Consider the following 15,384-nt stretch of genomic DNA (forward strand, 5'->3'; position numbering starts at 1 on the left):
CAGTGACAGACGACCTGACGCCGGTGGCCAGGTTCCTGTTCGAAGCCGGGACGCTCAAGCAGACCAAGCGCACGGGCTGGTGGATGGCCGGCGTCCGCGATCCCGAATCGGTCGCCGAACACTCCTGGCGAACCGCGTTGATCGCTTCGATCATCGCCAAGCTGGAAGGCGCGGACCCGGCGCAGACCGCCTTCCTCGCGGTCTGGCACGACTCCCAGGAGACGCGCACCGGGGACGTCAACCATCTGGGCAAGAAGTACGCGCCCGGCGCCGATCCGGCGGCGGTGACGGCCGACCAGGTCGGCGGCATGCCGGAGATCCTCGCCTCCACCATCCGGGATCTCGTCGCGGAGTACGAAGCGAAGGACTCTCCGGAGGCGGTCTGCGCGAGGGACGCCGACAAGCTGGAGTGCCTGATCCAGGGCGTCGAGTACAAGGCGCAGGGCTACGCGAACGCCCAGCGCTGGATCGACAACAGCCGTGGCCGTCTCACCACGAAGACCGCCAACGCACTCGCCGACGCCGTCCTGGCAACCGACTCCCTCGGCTGGCTCCGTGCTGCCCTCGGCGAGAAGTCGAGCTGACGCGGGTCGTGGATCACGCCTTGAAGGCGGCACCTCGCAGGTGTCGGTCTCAAAGCGGAAGTTCGATGTGATGGTGGACGGCGCCGAGCGCGTGATCTGACGGAGGGGCGAGGATGGCGATCGAAGCGGAGCTCAAGGCGGTCGTGCGCGACCCGGAAGGCGTGCGCGAGCAACTGGAGGCCCGGCACGGTGCCGGCCGCGCCGAGGTCTACCGCGACACGTACTACGACGCGCCGGACGGCAGCCTGATGGGCACCGATCGCGAGTTGCGGATCCGTACCGTGCACAGCCCGGACGACACGCGCACGGTGCTCACGTACAAGGGGGCCCGGGTAGACGAGGCGTCCGGGGCGAAGCCGGAGTCCGAGACGAAGGTCGAGGACGCCGATGCCGCGCACGAGATCATGCGGGGCCTGGGCTTCACCCCTCGCATCGCGTTCGAGAAGCGGTGCCGCAACTACGGCTTCCAGCGCGACGGGAGGCGCCTGCTCGCCACGCTCGTTCGCGTTCCCGAGTTGGACGACGCCACGTTCATCGAGGTCGAGGCGACGGCCGCCACGGAGGCTGACCTCGCGCCGGCCCTCGCCCTCGTCCGTGCGGTGCTGGCCGAACTCGGCATCAGGAAAGTCGACTTGACCACCGATCTGTACACCGACACGGTCGCGGCGGCGCGACCTGCCTGACTGGCAGGCCTCATTCCGCATTCACCGGCGCGCTCCCTGAGGCCACAGCACCTCAACCGGCACGCCGCGCTGGCGGGCGTAGGCGACCACGTCCGCCGTCCCGCCGTAGCCGCGGGCCGGCAGGCCGTCCCAGACGGCGAGGAGCTTGTCGACCTGGGCTACCAGGACCTCGCTCCCCGCCATGTGCGCGGCTTCGTCGGACTCCACCCGGCCTGTTCGGTGAACGGCGTTGGCACTGCTCAACAGCCGGTCGTAGACGGGGTGATGCCAATCTGGTAGCCCGTCCCGGTACTGATCCGCGGGAATGACGACCTCTAGCCGCGCCCCCCGTTCGAGCGCGATCTCCGCGATCCACGCGTCCGGCCCGTCCGCGATGCAGGACACGATCGTGAGCCGAGGCGGGTCCTCTCCCGCGAGAGCGTCTTCGAGCAGCCGTCGAACCTGCTCCTCCACCCCGGCCGCCAGCCCCCGGTGCCCGGTGACTCCGATTCGCAGACCGCTCCGGTCGGCCTTCACGGTGTACGCGCCCTTGCCGGATGTCTCATCCAGGAACGTCACCTCGAACGATTCGAGGTGCTGCGCGCGTTCGGCCAGGAACCGGCGGACGTGAGGTTGCCGTTCGTGCTTCTCGAAGGCCGCACGGTCCGCGTACAACTCATAGAAGACCCGGACGTGTGGCTCGCCCGGCACGGTGTGAGTGACGTAGAGGAGTGTGCCGGGTTCCTTGGCGCGGATCTCTTCGAGGGCCGCAGCTGCCAGCTGGTCGAAGGCGTGAGCTGCTGCGGCGTCGTGGGCGATGAAACGTACGACCAGACCGAATCCCACGGGTCACGCGGCCTTCTGGCCGGCGACCTCGCGGGTGCGCTGGTGGAGCTGGCGGACCGCACGGTTGGTGGCTCGTGCCGGGAGGCCCTTGCCCAGAACCTGGAAGTGCTCGTCGCCACGGACGGAGCTGATCGTGACGTAGTCGTCCAGGAACGCGTTCCAGGTGGCGCAGGCGGCCTCGACGTGCCCGAGTTCCATCTGGCGGCGGGCCAGCAGGCCGTTGCCGTGTACGCGGCCCTGTTTCTCGTTGGCGGGGCGAGCCCGGTTGGAGAGTTGAAGTTCCTTGATCGCCCCCGGGAGGTCGCCGAGTTCGTACAGCACGTGCGAGACGTGAAAGTGGTAGGCGGCCTGGTCGTAGCCGCCGACGGAGTCGTTGCGGCCCTCGGCCTGGGTCAGCGCGGTTTCGGTCTCGGCAAGGCGCGCGAATGCCTGCCGCTGGTCCTTCACCATGGCGGCGCCGTGCGCCTGTTGGCCGGCGAGGAAAGCCCGCAGTCGCGGGCCGGAGGCCGGAGCCGCTTCGGCGGCCGAGTCGGCGAGTTCCAGCGCCTTCGGGCCGTATCCGAGATTGGACGCCTGGAGCGCCATACCCCGTAGGGTGCGGCAGTAGGTCACGTGGTCCTGGGCTTCGCGTGCGAGCTTGAGGGCCTGGACGTAGTACTTCTGGCCGAGACCGTGGGCAGTCTCGTACATCGCCATCCACCCGGTGAGGTAGGTGAGATCGGCGGCGGCCGACAGCAGGCCGGCCTTCACTTCCGTGGTGCCGGATGCCTGGAGCCAGGGACCGACCGAGTTGACCAGGAAGGCCGCCGCCATCGGGCGGGCGTGGGCGGCGCCGAGCTCGTCGAGGATATCGGCGATCCGGTCCGTCATTCTCTGAACGGTCTCGACCTCGCCCTGGCCGACCCGTACGGTACGGCCCGCCGCGGCATGGCTCATCCGGTCAGCGGTCTCGTCGAAGACCGGCAGCGTCAGAGCGAGCGAGTAGAGCCCGGAGGCGAGTACACCACGGCGCGAGGGGTCCATGTCGGCTTTGCCGATCGACATCAGATCGGACAGGACCCCCTGGCTGCCCGCCTGCTCGGCACCGCGCCCGAAGCCCGTCTCCTCGGGTGTCACCGGTCGTCCGAGCCGACGTGAGAGCGTCTCGCGGACAACTTCCTGTACGTCTGCCCGGGGTTGAGTGCCCGAGAGCCAGTGCGAGATCGCCGACTTGTCATAGGTCAGCTGGTGCCCCGCCTCGCCTCCGACGCGATTCACGGCTCGGGCGAGCTGGCCGTTGCCCCACCCCGCCTGCTGCATGAGTGTCGCGAGCGCGGTGTTGGGTGTGCGCGGTCGGTGGGTCATCGCGATCCCGTCCTCTGTTCAACCGGTTCAACGCCTGGACCAGCTTCGTCTGTTCTCCCTTCCTATGTACCCGCGTTGACTTGATGTCAGCCATTTGGACGGTGGGTGTGGGGCCGAACGATCCGACATGGCTGCCGAATTGTCGATATGTGACCGAATGGATTTCCAGTGATCGTCAGCCCGCTCAACACCGCTCGATTCCCGGTTCCGCTGGAATGGGGTGAGCCGCCTGGGGCCGACGCGGTGCCGGCGGCGCGGCGGTTGGTGGGGGCGATCGTGCGGGAGTGGGGTGTGCCGCTGTCGGCGGACGGGCTTCAGGAGGTGGAGCTGTGCGCCAGCGAGGTGATCGCCAATGCGCTCGTGCACACCAAGGAGCGCTGTGCTGTTACCGTCCGGTGGTGTGCCGGGCGGGTGCGGGTGGAGGTCGCCGATCGGTGCCCGGAACTCCCGAAGCGCGAGCGCGACGTCGGCTCGACCAGCGGGCGTGGCCTCCTGCTCGTGGAGGCGCTGGCGCACGCCTGGGGCTGGCATCCGGCGGGGGTGGGCAAGGTGGTGTGGTTCGAGTACCTGGAAGCCGCCGAAGCACCGTGCCCCACGCATGGGTGGGGCACGGCGCTGGACCTTCACACTCTGCGAGAGGTGGCGTAGTGGCGACCTTCGGGAGTCTGTCGAGGCGACCCTTTCGCGTTCAACAGTCCACCCAGCCACGTCGCATGATGCAATCCGACGCGTTCCTCGCATATCCATTTGCGGGCGCCGCATGATCAATGACCTCATGACTGTGAAGGGTTGTCGACTGACAGCAGGAACGTGGCTTGTGCGTTGGTGTCTCGGCTGCTGCCGAGACACCGACGTCTGGCCCTGTGCTGGCAGTTGTGCCCGGATGGCTCGGAGGGTTCGGTTCGGTGGTGGTCAGTCCACACAAATGTGGTGGCGGCCCGTGCCGGGGGTGGTCATTCTGGGCGGATGGGTGATCGTGCGAACTTCGTCGTTGTCCGCGAGAGCGGTGAGTTCGAGCTGTACCTGTCGCGGTTCGGGGCGGTAGGAATCGACCTCGACCTCCTGGCCGGGCCGGCGGAGGCTCTCTCGATGGTCCGGCACCTGAGAGCGGTCGACTGGTGGCTGGACGATGTGCACTGCCAGGGTGCGGCACTGATCGACCTCGGCCGGAAGGTGTTGATGCTGTTCGCCTGGGAAGGGCCGAGCGCCGAGATGCGCCACCGGGCAGCCACGCTGGAACTGTTGCAGGAGGCGTGGGCGGGGTGGGACGTCCGGTGGATGTACGACGGCCCGGCCGAGCTGCGGACGTACCTGGGGCTGGACCCCGAACACGTCCGTGCCCGTGGGTGCGGGATTGCGGTGGGGCCGCTGCTCGAACCGGGCGACGAGGAACTGGCTGACCCCGAGCCGATGGTTGCGGTGGTGACGGTCGGGACGGAGCACTGCTACGTGTTGGCGAACGTCAACGACCATCCGGTCCGGGAGGGGGCTGCGCTGCTCGACCGACTGGCGGGCGGCCCCGAGCACGGGGTCTGCCGGGCGTCGGCCGATGCCGGCATCCACGTCGATCCGCTGCGCCGGTGGGTGGGCTGGTGGGTGCTCGGGGCGGCGGCGGAGGCGTACGAGATGCCGCGGCGATGGCCCGGTTGGACGGTGGAGTTCTGGCAGGACCGCTGGGAGGAGCACGTACTGGCGGCGCCCGGACGCTTCTCGCCGCCGCCGGTCGACCGCGCGAGGGCGCTGGCGGACGTACGGGCAGCGGCCGAACGCTGTCGAGGGGCGTGAACCCGCCCGGCGCCCGCCGGGTCGGTCCGGCCGGCTCCACCCCTCTTGCCGAGCCGTCAGGCACCGATGTGCATACTTGCCGGACGATCAGCAGGACGTAGAGGTGATGACGCGGTGAAACTGGCTGAAGCGCTCGCGCAGCGCGCGGCTGCGGTGCGGCAGGTGGAGCAGTTGCGGGCGCGCGTCGTCGGCAGTGCGCGCTACCAGGAGGGCGAGGAACCGGCCGAGAGCGCGGCGGAGGTCCTGGCCCAGGCCGGGGAGGCGCTGGACGAGCTGGAGCGGCTGATCCGTCAGATCAACCGGACCAACTCCACCTCGCTCATCGAGGGCGGCGGCACGCTGACCGACGCCCTCGCCCGCCGGGACGTCCTGCGGCTGCGCCACTCGGTGATCACCGCGGCCGCCGACGCCGCCTCCGGGCGCGACCAGCGGGGAGCCGTACGGCAGTTGCGGTCCGAACTCAGGATCCTCTCCGCCCTGCCGGTCGCCGAGCTCCATGCCCAGGCGGACGCCCTGGCGAAGGAGATCCGCGAGGTGGACACCCTGATCCAGCGCACCAACTGGGAGATCGACCTGATCGAGGACTGACCCCACAAGCTGGGTGTGGGAAGCAGGTAGTCGCCACGGAGGCGTGCACACACCGCGGGCCGGCGGTTCATCCGGCCCCTGGCGCGTGAAGAGCAACGCAGGGGTTCGATTCCTCACCGAACAATGCAGCTCAGCATCGCGTACAGGTGACAGAGCACACCGCACAGCTCACCACCACGTGCAGATCCGGGCGGCGAGGGCGGGAACGGGGCGCCCCACACCCGGTGCGAGGGCCGTGCACACCAGCACGGCCCTCGCACCTGTTCCTCCCCGGAGCCACCCGAGAAGCGCCTCCCGTCAGGGCGTGCCGAACAAGCCGAAGAAGCTGTCCAGGATCTGCTGCGCGGCGAGCCCCGCCGGCATGGTGCCGGCGCGGACCCGGGCCTCCAACTCGACCGAGAGCCGCCGCACTTCGGGGTGTTCGTGCAGCCGCGCGTAGAGCTGGTCGTGGACCATCGTCCAGGTCCATTCGACCTGCTGGTCCCGCCGCTTCGCGGCCAGCGCGCCGGTGGCGTCCAGGACCTTGCGGTGTTGCTGCAGCCGCTCCCACAGCACGTCGAGTCCGGCGCCGTCCCGCCCGCTACAGGTCAGCACCGGGGGCGTCCACGCCGCGTCGGGAGCCTGCAACAGCCTTAGGGCGCCCGCGAGTTCGCGGGCCGCGGCGCGAGCATCCGTCTCGTGCGGCCCGTCCGCCTTGTTGACGGCGATGACGTCGGCCAGCTCCAGGACGCCCTTCTTGATGCCCTGCAACTGGTCGCCGGTGCGGGCCAGGCTGAGCAGCAGGAAGGTGTCGACCATCCCGGCGACGGCGGTCTCGGACTGGCCGACTCCCACCGTCTCGATCAGGACCACGTCGTAGCCGGCGGCCTCCATCACCACCATGGACTCCCGGGTGGCCTTGGCGACGCCGCCCAGCGTCCCGGAGGTGGGCGAGGGGCGGACGAAGGCGTGCGGGTCGACGGCGAGGCGTTCCATCCGGGTCTTGTCGCCGAGGATGGAGCCGCCGGTGCGGCTGGAGGTGGGGTCGACGGCGAGCACCGCGACCCGGTGGCCGAGCCCCGTGAGCATGGTGCCGAAGGAGTCGATGAAGGTCGACTTGCCGACACCGGGCACGCCGGTGATGCCCACCCGGACCGCGCCGCCCGCGTGCGGCAGCAGCCGTTGGAGCAACTGCTGCGCGAGCGCGCGGTGGTCGGGCCGGGTGGACTCGACGAGGGTGACGGCGCGCGCGATCCAGGCGCGCGAGCCGTCGAGGACACCCGTCACATAGCTGTCGAGGTCGATCGTCCGCGGAGGCATACGATCAAAATCTCACAGCTCGTGGCCGAGGTCGGCCGCCAGCGAGGTGAGCAGGTCGTAGGCGGCGTCCGGGATGACGGTGCCCGGCGGGAAGACCGCCGCCGCTCCCGCCTCGTACAGCGCGTCGAAGTCCTGCGGGGGGATCACCCCGCCGACCACGATGGTGATGTCCTCCCGGCCGGCCTCGGCGAGCGCGGTGCGCAGCGCGGGGACCAGGGTGAGGTGCCCGGCGGCGAGCGAGGAGACGCCGACGATGTGCACGTCCGCCTCGACGGCCTGGCGGGCGACCTCGTCGGGGGTCTGGAAGAGCGGGCCGACGTCCACGGTGAAGCCGAGGTCGGCGAAGGCGGTGGCGATCACCTTCTGGCCGCGGTCGTGGCCGTCCTGGCCCATCTTGGCGACCAGGATCCGCGGGCGCCGGCCGTCGGCCCGCTCGAACCGCTCGACCAGGTCGCGGGTGCGCTGGAGGGAGGCCGAGGGGCCCGCTTCGTCTCGGTACACACCGGAGATGGTACGGATCTGGCCGCTGTGCCGGCCGTACACCTTCTCCAGGGCGTCCGAGATCTCGCCGACGGTGGCCTTCGCCCGGGCCGCGTCGACGGCCAGGTGCAGCAGGTTGCCGTCGAGCGAGCCGCCGCGCTGCGGGCCGGCCTCGGCGGCCCGGGTGAGCGCGTTCAGCGCGTCCTGGCAGACCGCCTCGTCGCGCTCCTCGCGCAGCCGGCGCAGCTTCTCGATCTGGCGGGCGCGCACCGAGGAGTTGTCGACCTTGAGCACGTCGATCTGCTCGTCGCTGTCCACCCGGTACTTGTTGACGCCGATGACCGGCTGGCGGCCGGAGTCGATCCGGGCCTGGGTGCGGGCGGCGGCCTCCTCGACGCGCATCTTCGGGATGCCCGCGTCGATGGCCTTGGCCATGCCGCCGGCCGCCTCGACCTCCTGGATGTGCTGCCAGGCACGGCGCGCCAGGTCGTGGGTGAGCTTCTCGACGTAGGCGGAGCCGCCCCACGGGTCGATGACCCGGCAGGTGCCGGACTCCTGCTGGAGCAGCAGCTGGGTGTTGCGGGCGATCCGGGCGGAGAAGTCGGTGGGCAGGGCCAGCGCCTCGTCGAGCGCGTTGGTGTGCAGCGACTGGGTGTGGCCCTGGGTGGCGGCCATCGCCTCCACGCAGGTGCGGGTCACGTTGTTGAACACGTCCTGGGCGGTGAGCGACCAGCCGGAGGTCTGCGAATGGGTGCGCAGCGACAGCGACTTGGCGTTCTTCGGGTCGAACTGCTTGACCAGCTTCGCCCACAGCAGCCGGGCCGCGCGCAGCTTGGCGACCTCCATGAAGAAGTTCATGCCGATCGCCCAGAAGAACGACAGCCGCGGCGCGAAGGCGTCCACGTCCAGGCCCACGTCCAGGCCCGCGCGCAGGTACTCCACCCCGTCGGCCAGGGTGTAGGCCAGCTCCAGGTCGGCGGTGGCCCCGGCCTCCTGGATGTGGTAGCCGGAGATGGAGATGGAGTTGTACCGGGGCATCTTCTGCGAGGTGTACGCGAAGATGTCCGAGATGATCCGCATCGACGGCTGCGGCGGGTAGATGTAGGTGTTGCGGACCATGAACTCCTTGAGGATGTCGTTCTGGATGGTCCCCGCCAGCTTCTCGGGTGCCACCCCCTGCTCCTCGGCGGCCACGATGTACAGGGCCAGGACGGGCAGGACGGCGCCGTTCATGGTCATCGACACCGACATCTTGTCCAGCGGGATGCCGTCGAAGAGTTGGCGCATGTCGTAGATCGAGTCGATCGCCACGCCCGCCATGCCGACGTCGCCGGTGACGCGCGGGTGGTCGCTGTCGTAGCCGCGGTGGGTCGGCAGGTCGAAGGCGACCGAGAGGCCCTTCTGACCGGCCGCCAGGTTGCGGCGGTAGAAGGCGTTGGACTCCTCGGCGGTGGAGAAGCCCGCGTACTGGCGGACGGTCCACGGCTGGTTGACGTACATGGTCGGGTACGGCCCGCGCAGGTACGGGGCGATGCCCGGGTAGGTCTCCAGGAAGTCCAGGCCGGCCAGGTCCGCCGTGGTGTACAGCGGCTTGACGCCGATGCCCTCGGGGGTGTCCCAGACCAGCTCGTCGACGTCCTTGCCGGTGGACTGCCGCCAGGCGGCCCGCCACTGGCCGTCGGTGACGTCCCCGGAGGGATCCCCGTTCAGCCCGATTCCGGTGAAGTCGGGGATCATCGTGCCACTCCGATCTGGTCGAGCAGGGAGGTGAGGACGGCGATGGCGTCCCCGCCCGCGTGGATGAACTCGTCTACTCCTGCCGGGGTTTCGCCGAGCCGACCGGCCAGCAGCACCCGTTGGGCTCCGGCCGCCCTCAGCGCGCCGGCGACGGCCTCGGCGTGCTCGCCGTACTGCGCGTCGCCGGAGCACAGGCAGGCGGCGGTGGCGCCGGAGGCGGTGAAGGCCTCGGCGAAGGCGGCCGGGTCGACGGACTCCAGCGAGGTCGTCGCGATGCCGCCGGCCTGGAACAGGTTGGCGGCGAAGGTGGTGCGCGCGGTGTGCGCGGAGGCGGTGCCGATCGAGGCCAGGAACAGCTTCGGCCGCTCGCCGGTGGCCGCGAGCTGCGCGTCCGAGCGGTCGCGCAGCGCCTCGTACGCCTCGGCGCGGCGCACCTGCGGCAGCCCGCCGCCCGGTGCGGCCGGGGCCGGCTCGCGGACCAGCGGCTGTTCGTCCAGGTGCGGGAACTCGCTGACGCCGGTGACGGGTTCACGCCGCTTGGCGAGCTTGACGGAACGCTCCGCCCAGGTCGCGGCGATCCGCTCGCGGACCGTCCCGTCGGTGAGCGCCGCCTGCTGGCCGCCGGCCCGCTCGATCTCCTGGAACCAGGCCCAGGCGGCCGCCGCCAGCTCCTCGCTCAGCTGCTCGACGTACCAGGAGCCGCCGGCCGGGTCGATCACCCGGGCCAGGTGGGACTCCTCCAGCAGGATCGACTGGGTGTTGCGGGCGATCCGGCGGGCGAAGGCGTCCGGCAGGCCGAGGGCGCTGTCGAAGGGCAGCACGGTGACGGCGTCGGCGCCGCCCACGCCGGCGGCGAGGCAGGCGACGGTGGTGCGCAGCATGTTCACCCACGGGTCGCGGGCGGTCATCATCACCCGGGAGGTGACGGCGTGCTGGCGCTGCGCCGAGGCCGCCGCGGAAGCCCCCGACACCTCGGCGACGCGGGACCAGAGGCGGCGCGCGGCACGGAACTTGGCGATGGTGAGGAACTGGTCGGCGTCGGCCGCGTAGCGGAATTCCAGCTGGCCGAGCGCGGCGTCCACCGACAGCCCGGCGGCGGTGAGCGCCCGCAGGTAGGCGACGCCGGTGGCGAGCGAGCAGCCCAGCTCCTGGGCGGGCGAGGCGCCGGCCTCGTGGTAGGGCAGGGCGTCCACGGTCAGTGCCCGGACGCCGGGGTACTCGGCGGCGCAGCGGGCGGCCAGCGCGGTGGCCTCGGCGAGCAGCGCGGTGGTGCGTCCGGTCTCGCCGGTACGGGCCTGGAGGCCCAGCGGGTCGGCGCCGAGGTTGCCGGCGGCGGCACCGGGGGAGACCTCGCGCTCCTCGTACAGGGCGAACAACTGCTCGGCGGCGGCGGTGAATTCGGGCCCGGCGTCGAGTGCCACGGCGGCCAGGTCGAGGTACACGCCGGCCAGCGTCTCGGGCAGGGCCGTGACGGGCAGGCCCGCGCCGCCGAGCTCCAGCCAGAGCGAGCCGACGCCGTTCTCCAGATCGGCCAGGACCGCCTCGTTGGTGCGCCGCCGGTCCGGGTCGGTGTGCCGCTGGCGGACGTCCCAGCCGGCGACGGCGGCGCCCTGCGGCCGGCCGCCGCGGACGAACGGGGGGAAGCCGGGGTAGCCGGCTTCGGCCGGGGCGTCCTCGGCGGTGTACAGCGGGCGGGCGCGCAGCCCGTCCGGGAGTTCGGTGGTGAGCGCCCGCTCGGCGGCGGCGCCGTCCGCGGGGTGCGCGCCGGACTTGCGCAGCACGCCCTCGACGAGCTGCTGCCACTGCTCGCGGTGTGCGGCCGGGAATTCGGCGGCGAGGGGGAGCCCTTCGGGCAGGACGTTCATGACCGCAGGTTAGCGCTCGTTCGCAGGCCCGCAGGAGGGGCGGTCCGTGTGACCTTTCCCTCGATTTGGCACGTTCTCAGCACTCCGGGCGGCGAGGAGTGCCGCGGACGGCGGCACCCGAGGTCAACGCCGGTGCCGGGGGCCACGATCGATCGCCAGGGACGGCCCGGAACAGGGGGATTGCGGAACCCCTCCACTCATCTATTAAGTTACTTCGAAGAAGGTGGGTGGGGACCGAACCCCCGTAGGTCCTCGCCCGCCTTCGCCGTCCCCTGCCGTCCCCCGAAGGAGAGCCCCCCGCCATGGGAAAGCGTCGCAAGCCCAGCCCCCCGAGCCGGGCCCGCATGGCGGTCCTCACCACGGCCATGGCCGGCGGCGCCGTCCTCGCCTCCGGCACCGCCCACGCCGAGCCCGCTCCCAACCTGGCCTCCGTCAAGGAACAGGTGGACAAGCTCAACGAGGAGGCGGAGCAGGCCGTCGAGCAGTTCAACGGCTTCCAGGAGAAGCAGCAGAAGCTCCAGGGCGACGCCAGCAAGATCCAGGAGAAGGTCGCCCGCGGGCAGGAGGCGATGAACGAGCTGCGCTCCCAGCTCGGCGCGGTGGCCGCCGACCAGTACCGCACCAACGGCATCGACCCGTCCTTCCAGCTGATGCTCGACTCCGACCCGGCCGCCTACCTGGAGCGCGCCTCGGTGCAGAACCACCTCGCCGACTCCCAGATATCCCTGCTCAAGCAGGCCCAGAACGAGCAGCGCAAGCTCGACCAGGACCGCGCCGAGGCCACGGCCACCCTGGCCCAGCTCGACTCCGTCGGCACCGAGCTGGGGGAGAAGAAGAAGCAGATCCAGGCCAAGCTCGCCCAGGCACAGGGCATGCTCAACAAGCTGAGCGCCGAGGACCGCGCCAAGATCAACGCCCAGCAGAACGCCGAGAAGGCCAAGGCCGAGGCCCAGGCGGCGTCCGCCGCCGACCGGGCCTCCCGCTCCTCGGAGCGCCAGAACATGAACACCCCGGCGCCGCCCGCCAGCGGTCGAGCCGCCGCCATCCTCCAGTTCGCCTACGCCCAGCTCGGCAAGCCCTACGGCTGGGGCGCGACCGGCCCCAGCAGCTTCGACTGCTCCGGCCTCACCGGCGGCGCCTACCGCTCGGCCAACGTCAAGCTGCCCCGGATGTCCCAGGACCAGTGGAACAGCGGCGCCCGCGTCCAGCGCGCCGACCTCCAGCCCGGCGACCTGGTCTTCTTCTACCCCGACATCCACCACGTGGGCATCTACATCGGCGACGGCAAGATGATCCACGCCCCGCGCACCGGCAAGAACGTCGAGGTCCTCCCGATCAGCGCCATGCCGTACGTGGGCGCCGTCCGGCCGTAGGCTTCGGCAGTTCGGCAGTTCGGCAGTTCGGCAGTTCGGCAGCCCGCTCCCGCCTCGGCGGGGGCGGGCCTTCGCGTTCTCCGGGTCCGCCCGGTCGGTCCTCCTCGTGCGGCGGAACGTGGAAACAGGACCATCTGGAAGTTTTTGCCCCTACAGTCTCCCCACACCCCCAGGGTCGTCACGGAGAGGGAGCACCATGGCTGACACGCCCGCGCCCCGGAACATCGAGAGCTACGGCTACCAACAGGAACTCCGCCGGTCCCTGACCTTCACCGACCTGCTCGTCTACGGGCTGGTCTTCATGGTGCCGATCGCACCGTTCGGCATCTTCGGCGGCGTCTTCCAGGGCTCCGGCGGCATGGTCGCGCTGGCCTACGTCCTGGGCATGGTCGCGATGATGTTCACCGCCCTGTCCTACGCCCAGATGTCGCGGGCCTTCCCGATGGCCGGCTCGGTGTACACCTACGCCGGGCGGGGCATCGCGGCGCCGGTCGGCTTCCTGTCCGGCTGGATGATCCTGCTCGACTACGTGCTGGTGCCGGGGCTGCTGTACCTGGTCGCCGGTGTCGCCATGAACTCGCTGGTCCCGTCCGTCCCGGTGTGGCTCTGGCTGGTCGGCTTCGTGCTGCTCAACACCGTGGTCAACTACCTGGGCATCGAGACCACCTCCAGGGTCAACAAGGCGATGCTGATCGGCGAACTCGTCGTGCTGGCGCTGTTCGTGGTGGTCGGCGTGATCGCGCTCGCCTCCGGCAAGGGCCGGGGCTTCGACTTCACCCCGCTCTACAACGCACACACCTTCTCGTGGAGCCTGGTCTTCGGCGCGGTCTCGATCGCGGTGCTCAGCTTCCTCGGCTTCGACGGGATCTCCACCCTCTCGGAGGAGAACCGGGACTCCACCAAGGCCGTCGGCCGGTCGATGGTCGCCGCGCTGCTGCTCGCGGGCACGCTGTTCATCGTGCAGACGTGGGTGGCCTCGCTGCTGGTGCCGGACCCGGACGCCCTGATCCGGGACGGCGATCCGAATGGCACCGCCTTCTACGACGCGGCCCGCACCGCCGCCGGCAGCTGGCTCGCCACGCTGACCGCCGCCTCCACTGCCGTCGCCTGGGGCTTCGCCAACTCCCTGGTCGCCCAGGCCGCCACCTCGCGGCTGCTGTACGCGATGGCCCGGGACCGCCAGCTGCCCGCCTTCCTGGCCCGGATCCACCCCGAGCGCCGGGTGCCGGTCAACGCCACCCTGCTGACCGCCGCGATCTCGCTGCTGCTCGGCCTCTACATGGCCTCGCGCGACGACGGCATCACCCTGCTGAGCACCCTGGTCAACTTCGGCGCGCTGACCACCTTCCTGGTCCTGCACGTCGCCGTCGTCGTCCACTACCTGATCCGCCGACGCAGCAAGGACTACTGGCGCCACCTGATCGCGCCGGTCCTCGGCTTCGCGATCCTCGCCTACGTGGTCGTGAACGCCAACATAGCGGCCCAGCGGCTCGGTTTCGTCTGGCTGGCCGTCGGCGCGGTCGTGCTGGCCGGGCTGGTGGCCACCGGCCGCAAGCCCCGACTGGCCGTCATCGAGGCCGAATCGGCCGTCGAGCCCGGATCCTGCACCGAGCCCGGATCCTGCACCGAGGCCGGATCCTGCACCGAGCCCGATCCCGCCACCGGGCCCGAATCCACCGTCGATGCGCCCACCACCCGCGAGGAGAACCCGTGAGCCTGCCCGAGACCGTCCAGCTGGCCCCCGCCCCGGCCGACTACGCCTACACCTTCGGCGGACGCGCACCGCTCGTCACCGTGCGGCCCGGCACCATCGTCGAACTGACCACCGAGGACTGCTTCGGCGGCAAGGTGCGCGGCACCGGCGACCTGCCCAGCCAGGTCTGCGTCTTCCCCTACCTCAACCCGGTCACCGGGCCGATCGCGGTGGCGGGCGCGGAGCCCGGCGACGTCCTCGCGGTGCACTTCGTGGAGATCACCCCGGCCCGGGAGTACGGCGTCTCCAGCACCTTCCCGCACTTCGGCGCGCTGACCGCGACCCACAGCACGGCGATGCTGCACCCGCCGCTGGAGGAGCGGGTCTGGGTCTACGACCTGGACCTCAAGGCGGGCGTCTGCCGATTCCGGGCCCGGAACAGCGACTTCACGGTGGACCTCCCGCTCGACCCGATGCACGGCACCGTCGGGGTCGCCCCGGCGGCCGGCGAGGTGCTGGCCTCGATCACGCCGGGCGCGCACGGCGGCAACCTGGACACCCCCGAGATGCGGGCCGGCACCACCGCCTACTTCGGGGTCAACGTCCCGGGCGGGCTGCTCGCCATCGGCGACGGCCACGCCCGTCAGGGGGAGGGGGAGGTGTGCGGGACGGCGGTGGAGGCGGCCATGCGCACCACCGTGATCGTCGACCTGGTCAAGGGCGGCGGACCGGCCTGGCCGCGGCTGGAGGACGACCGCTTCCTGATCAGCACCGGCTCCGCCCGCCCCCTGGAGGACGCGTTCCGGATCAGCCAGCACGACCTGGTCGGCTGGACCGGGCACCTGCTCGGCCTGGACCAGCTCGACGCCTACCAACTGGTCAGCCAGGCCGGGCTGGCGCCGGCCGCCAACGTCTGCGACACCAACTACACGATGGTCGCCAAGCTGCCGAAGAGCCTGCTCGGGCGGGTCCGCGCCTACGACGGCCTGCACGACCGCCTGCGCGAAACCGCCGAGGCGTACCTGCGGCACCGCTAGTGTGATGCGCCACAAATCATGAGGGTAGTAATTACCGTGATGCCTGGACGACTGGGTTGATCTTGGCGAGGTAGTCGGCGAGGGACTTGAG

The 15,384-nt window shown here is 70.8% G+C and carries 13 protein-coding genes and 1 pseudogene; 8 read left to right on the forward strand and 6 right to left on the reverse strand.

Annotated features, from left to right (window positions below; translation table 11 throughout):
- Positions 1-2 precede the first annotated feature (2 nt).
- On the forward strand, positions 3-584 hold the full coding sequence (locus AB0P03_RS33725; protein ID WP_363632386.1) for an HD domain-containing protein: 582 nt from the start codon (positions 3-5) through the stop codon (positions 582-584).
- 113 nt (positions 585-697) lie between these two features.
- Positions 698-1,267, forward strand: a complete 570-nt coding sequence (cyaB, locus tag AB0P03_RS33730; protein ID WP_363632388.1) for a class IV adenylate cyclase — start codon at positions 698-700, stop codon at positions 1,265-1,267.
- Between the two features lie 21 nt (positions 1,268-1,288).
- Here the strand turns inward: cyaB and AB0P03_RS33735 are convergent, their stop codons facing one another.
- From AB0P03_RS33735 to AB0P03_RS33745, 3 genes and pseudogenes are all read right to left on the reverse strand, one after another.
- On the reverse strand, positions 1,289-1,762 hold the full coding sequence (locus tag AB0P03_RS33735; RefSeq protein WP_363587080.1) for a hypothetical protein: 474 nt from the start codon (positions 1,760-1,762) through the stop codon (positions 1,289-1,291).
- A 105-nt stretch (positions 1,763-1,867) separates the two neighbouring features.
- Positions 1,868-2,092 (reverse strand): annotated as a pseudogene (locus AB0P03_RS33740) (antibiotic biosynthesis monooxygenase); the annotation flags it as partial.
- 3 nt (positions 2,093-2,095) lie between these two features.
- The gene (locus AB0P03_RS33745; protein ID WP_363632389.1) at positions 2,096-3,436 is read right to left on the reverse strand and encodes a hypothetical protein; all 1,341 of its coding nucleotides are present in this window, start codon (positions 3,434-3,436) and stop codon (positions 2,096-2,098) included.
- A gap of 168 nt (positions 3,437-3,604) precedes the next feature.
- Between AB0P03_RS33745 and AB0P03_RS33750 the strand changes: the two genes are divergently transcribed.
- The 3 genes from AB0P03_RS33750 to AB0P03_RS33760 all read left to right on the forward strand — a co-directional run bounded on the left by AB0P03_RS33750 (position 3,605) and on the right by AB0P03_RS33760 (position 5,809).
- Positions 3,605-4,084 (forward strand): ATP-binding protein, encoded by a 480-nt coding sequence (locus tag AB0P03_RS33750; RefSeq protein WP_363587070.1) that lies wholly within the window; start codon positions 3,605-3,607, stop codon positions 4,082-4,084.
- Between the two features lie 318 nt (positions 4,085-4,402).
- The gene (locus tag AB0P03_RS33755; RefSeq protein ID WP_363587071.1) at positions 4,403-5,221 is read left to right on the forward strand and encodes a hypothetical protein; all 819 of its coding nucleotides are present in this window, start codon (positions 4,403-4,405) and stop codon (positions 5,219-5,221) included.
- Between the two features lie 114 nt (positions 5,222-5,335).
- On the forward strand, positions 5,336-5,809 hold the full coding sequence (locus tag AB0P03_RS33760; RefSeq protein WP_363587072.1) for a DIP1984 family protein: 474 nt from the start codon (positions 5,336-5,338) through the stop codon (positions 5,807-5,809).
- A 297-nt stretch (positions 5,810-6,106) separates the two neighbouring features.
- Here the strand turns inward: AB0P03_RS33760 and meaB are convergent, their stop codons facing one another.
- Genes meaB through AB0P03_RS33775 form a run of 3 tightly spaced genes read right to left on the reverse strand, consistent with a single transcriptional unit; the run spans position 6,107 to position 11,190 of the window.
- The gene (gene meaB, locus AB0P03_RS33765) at positions 6,107-7,108 is read right to left on the reverse strand and encodes a methylmalonyl Co-A mutase-associated GTPase MeaB (RefSeq protein WP_363587073.1); all 1,002 of its coding nucleotides are present in this window, start codon (positions 7,106-7,108) and stop codon (positions 6,107-6,109) included.
- A 12-nt stretch (positions 7,109-7,120) separates the two neighbouring features.
- A complete protein-coding gene (scpA, locus tag AB0P03_RS33770; RefSeq protein ID WP_363587074.1) occupies positions 7,121-9,325 on the reverse strand; it encodes a methylmalonyl-CoA mutase in 2,205 nt (734 codons plus the stop codon).
- Positions 9,322-11,190 carry a methylmalonyl-CoA mutase family protein gene (locus AB0P03_RS33775; RefSeq protein ID WP_363632391.1) on the reverse strand — a complete coding sequence of 623 codons (1,869 nt, stop codon included), beginning with the start codon at positions 11,188-11,190 and terminating at the stop codon, positions 9,322-9,324. Before AB0P03_RS33775 ends, scpA begins: the two co-directional genes overlap by 4 nt.
- A gap of 302 nt (positions 11,191-11,492) precedes the next feature.
- Here AB0P03_RS33775 and AB0P03_RS33780 point away from each other — a divergent pair, with 302 nt between their 5' ends.
- From AB0P03_RS33780 to AB0P03_RS33790, 3 genes are all read left to right on the forward strand, one after another.
- Entirely contained in the window at positions 11,493-12,563 is a 1,071-nt protein-coding gene (locus AB0P03_RS33780; RefSeq protein WP_363632392.1) for an NlpC/P60 family protein, read from the forward strand.
- Between the two features lie 196 nt (positions 12,564-12,759).
- Positions 12,760-14,277, forward strand: a complete 1,518-nt coding sequence (locus tag AB0P03_RS33785; RefSeq protein ID WP_363632393.1) for an APC family permease — start codon at positions 12,760-12,762, stop codon at positions 14,275-14,277.
- Complete coding sequence (locus tag AB0P03_RS33790; RefSeq protein ID WP_363587078.1) at positions 14,274-15,293, forward strand: acetamidase/formamidase family protein; 1,020 nt, start codon at positions 14,274-14,276, stop codon at positions 15,291-15,293. Before AB0P03_RS33785 ends, AB0P03_RS33790 begins: the two co-directional genes overlap by 4 nt.
- Positions 15,294-15,384: the final 91 nt, after the last annotated feature.

It is taken from the genome of Kitasatospora sp. NPDC088779, assembly GCF_040685395.1.
Taxonomy (GTDB): Bacteria; Actinomycetota; Actinomycetes; order Streptomycetales; family Streptomycetaceae; genus Kitasatospora.

What these genes read in the sequence shown, in the direction of transcription:
- cyaB (WP_363632388.1), top strand. Translation starts at nt 698, where the DNA reads ATGGCGATCGAAGCGGAGCTCAAGGCGGTCGTGCGCGACCCGGAAGGC.
- AB0P03_RS33745 (WP_363632389.1), bottom strand. Translation starts at nt 3,436, where the DNA reads ATGACCCACCGACCGCGCACACCCAACACCGCGCTCGCGACACTCATG.
- AB0P03_RS33755 (WP_363587071.1), top strand. Translation starts at nt 4,403, where the DNA reads ATGGGTGATCGTGCGAACTTCGTCGTTGTCCGCGAGAGCGGTGAGTTC.
- meaB (WP_363587073.1), bottom strand. Translation starts at nt 7,108, where the DNA reads ATGCCTCCGCGGACGATCGACCTCGACAGCTATGTGACGGGTGTCCTC.
- scpA (WP_363587074.1), bottom strand. Translation starts at nt 9,325, where the DNA reads ATGATCCCCGACTTCACCGGAATCGGGCTGAACGGGGATCCCTCCGGG.
- AB0P03_RS33775 (WP_363632391.1), bottom strand. Translation starts at nt 11,190, where the DNA reads ATGAACGTCCTGCCCGAAGGGCTCCCCCTCGCCGCCGAATTCCCGGCC.
- AB0P03_RS33780 (WP_363632392.1), top strand. Translation starts at nt 11,493, where the DNA reads ATGGGAAAGCGTCGCAAGCCCAGCCCCCCGAGCCGGGCCCGCATGGCG.
- AB0P03_RS33785 (WP_363632393.1), top strand. Translation starts at nt 12,760, where the DNA reads ATGGCTGACACGCCCGCGCCCCGGAACATCGAGAGCTACGGCTACCAA.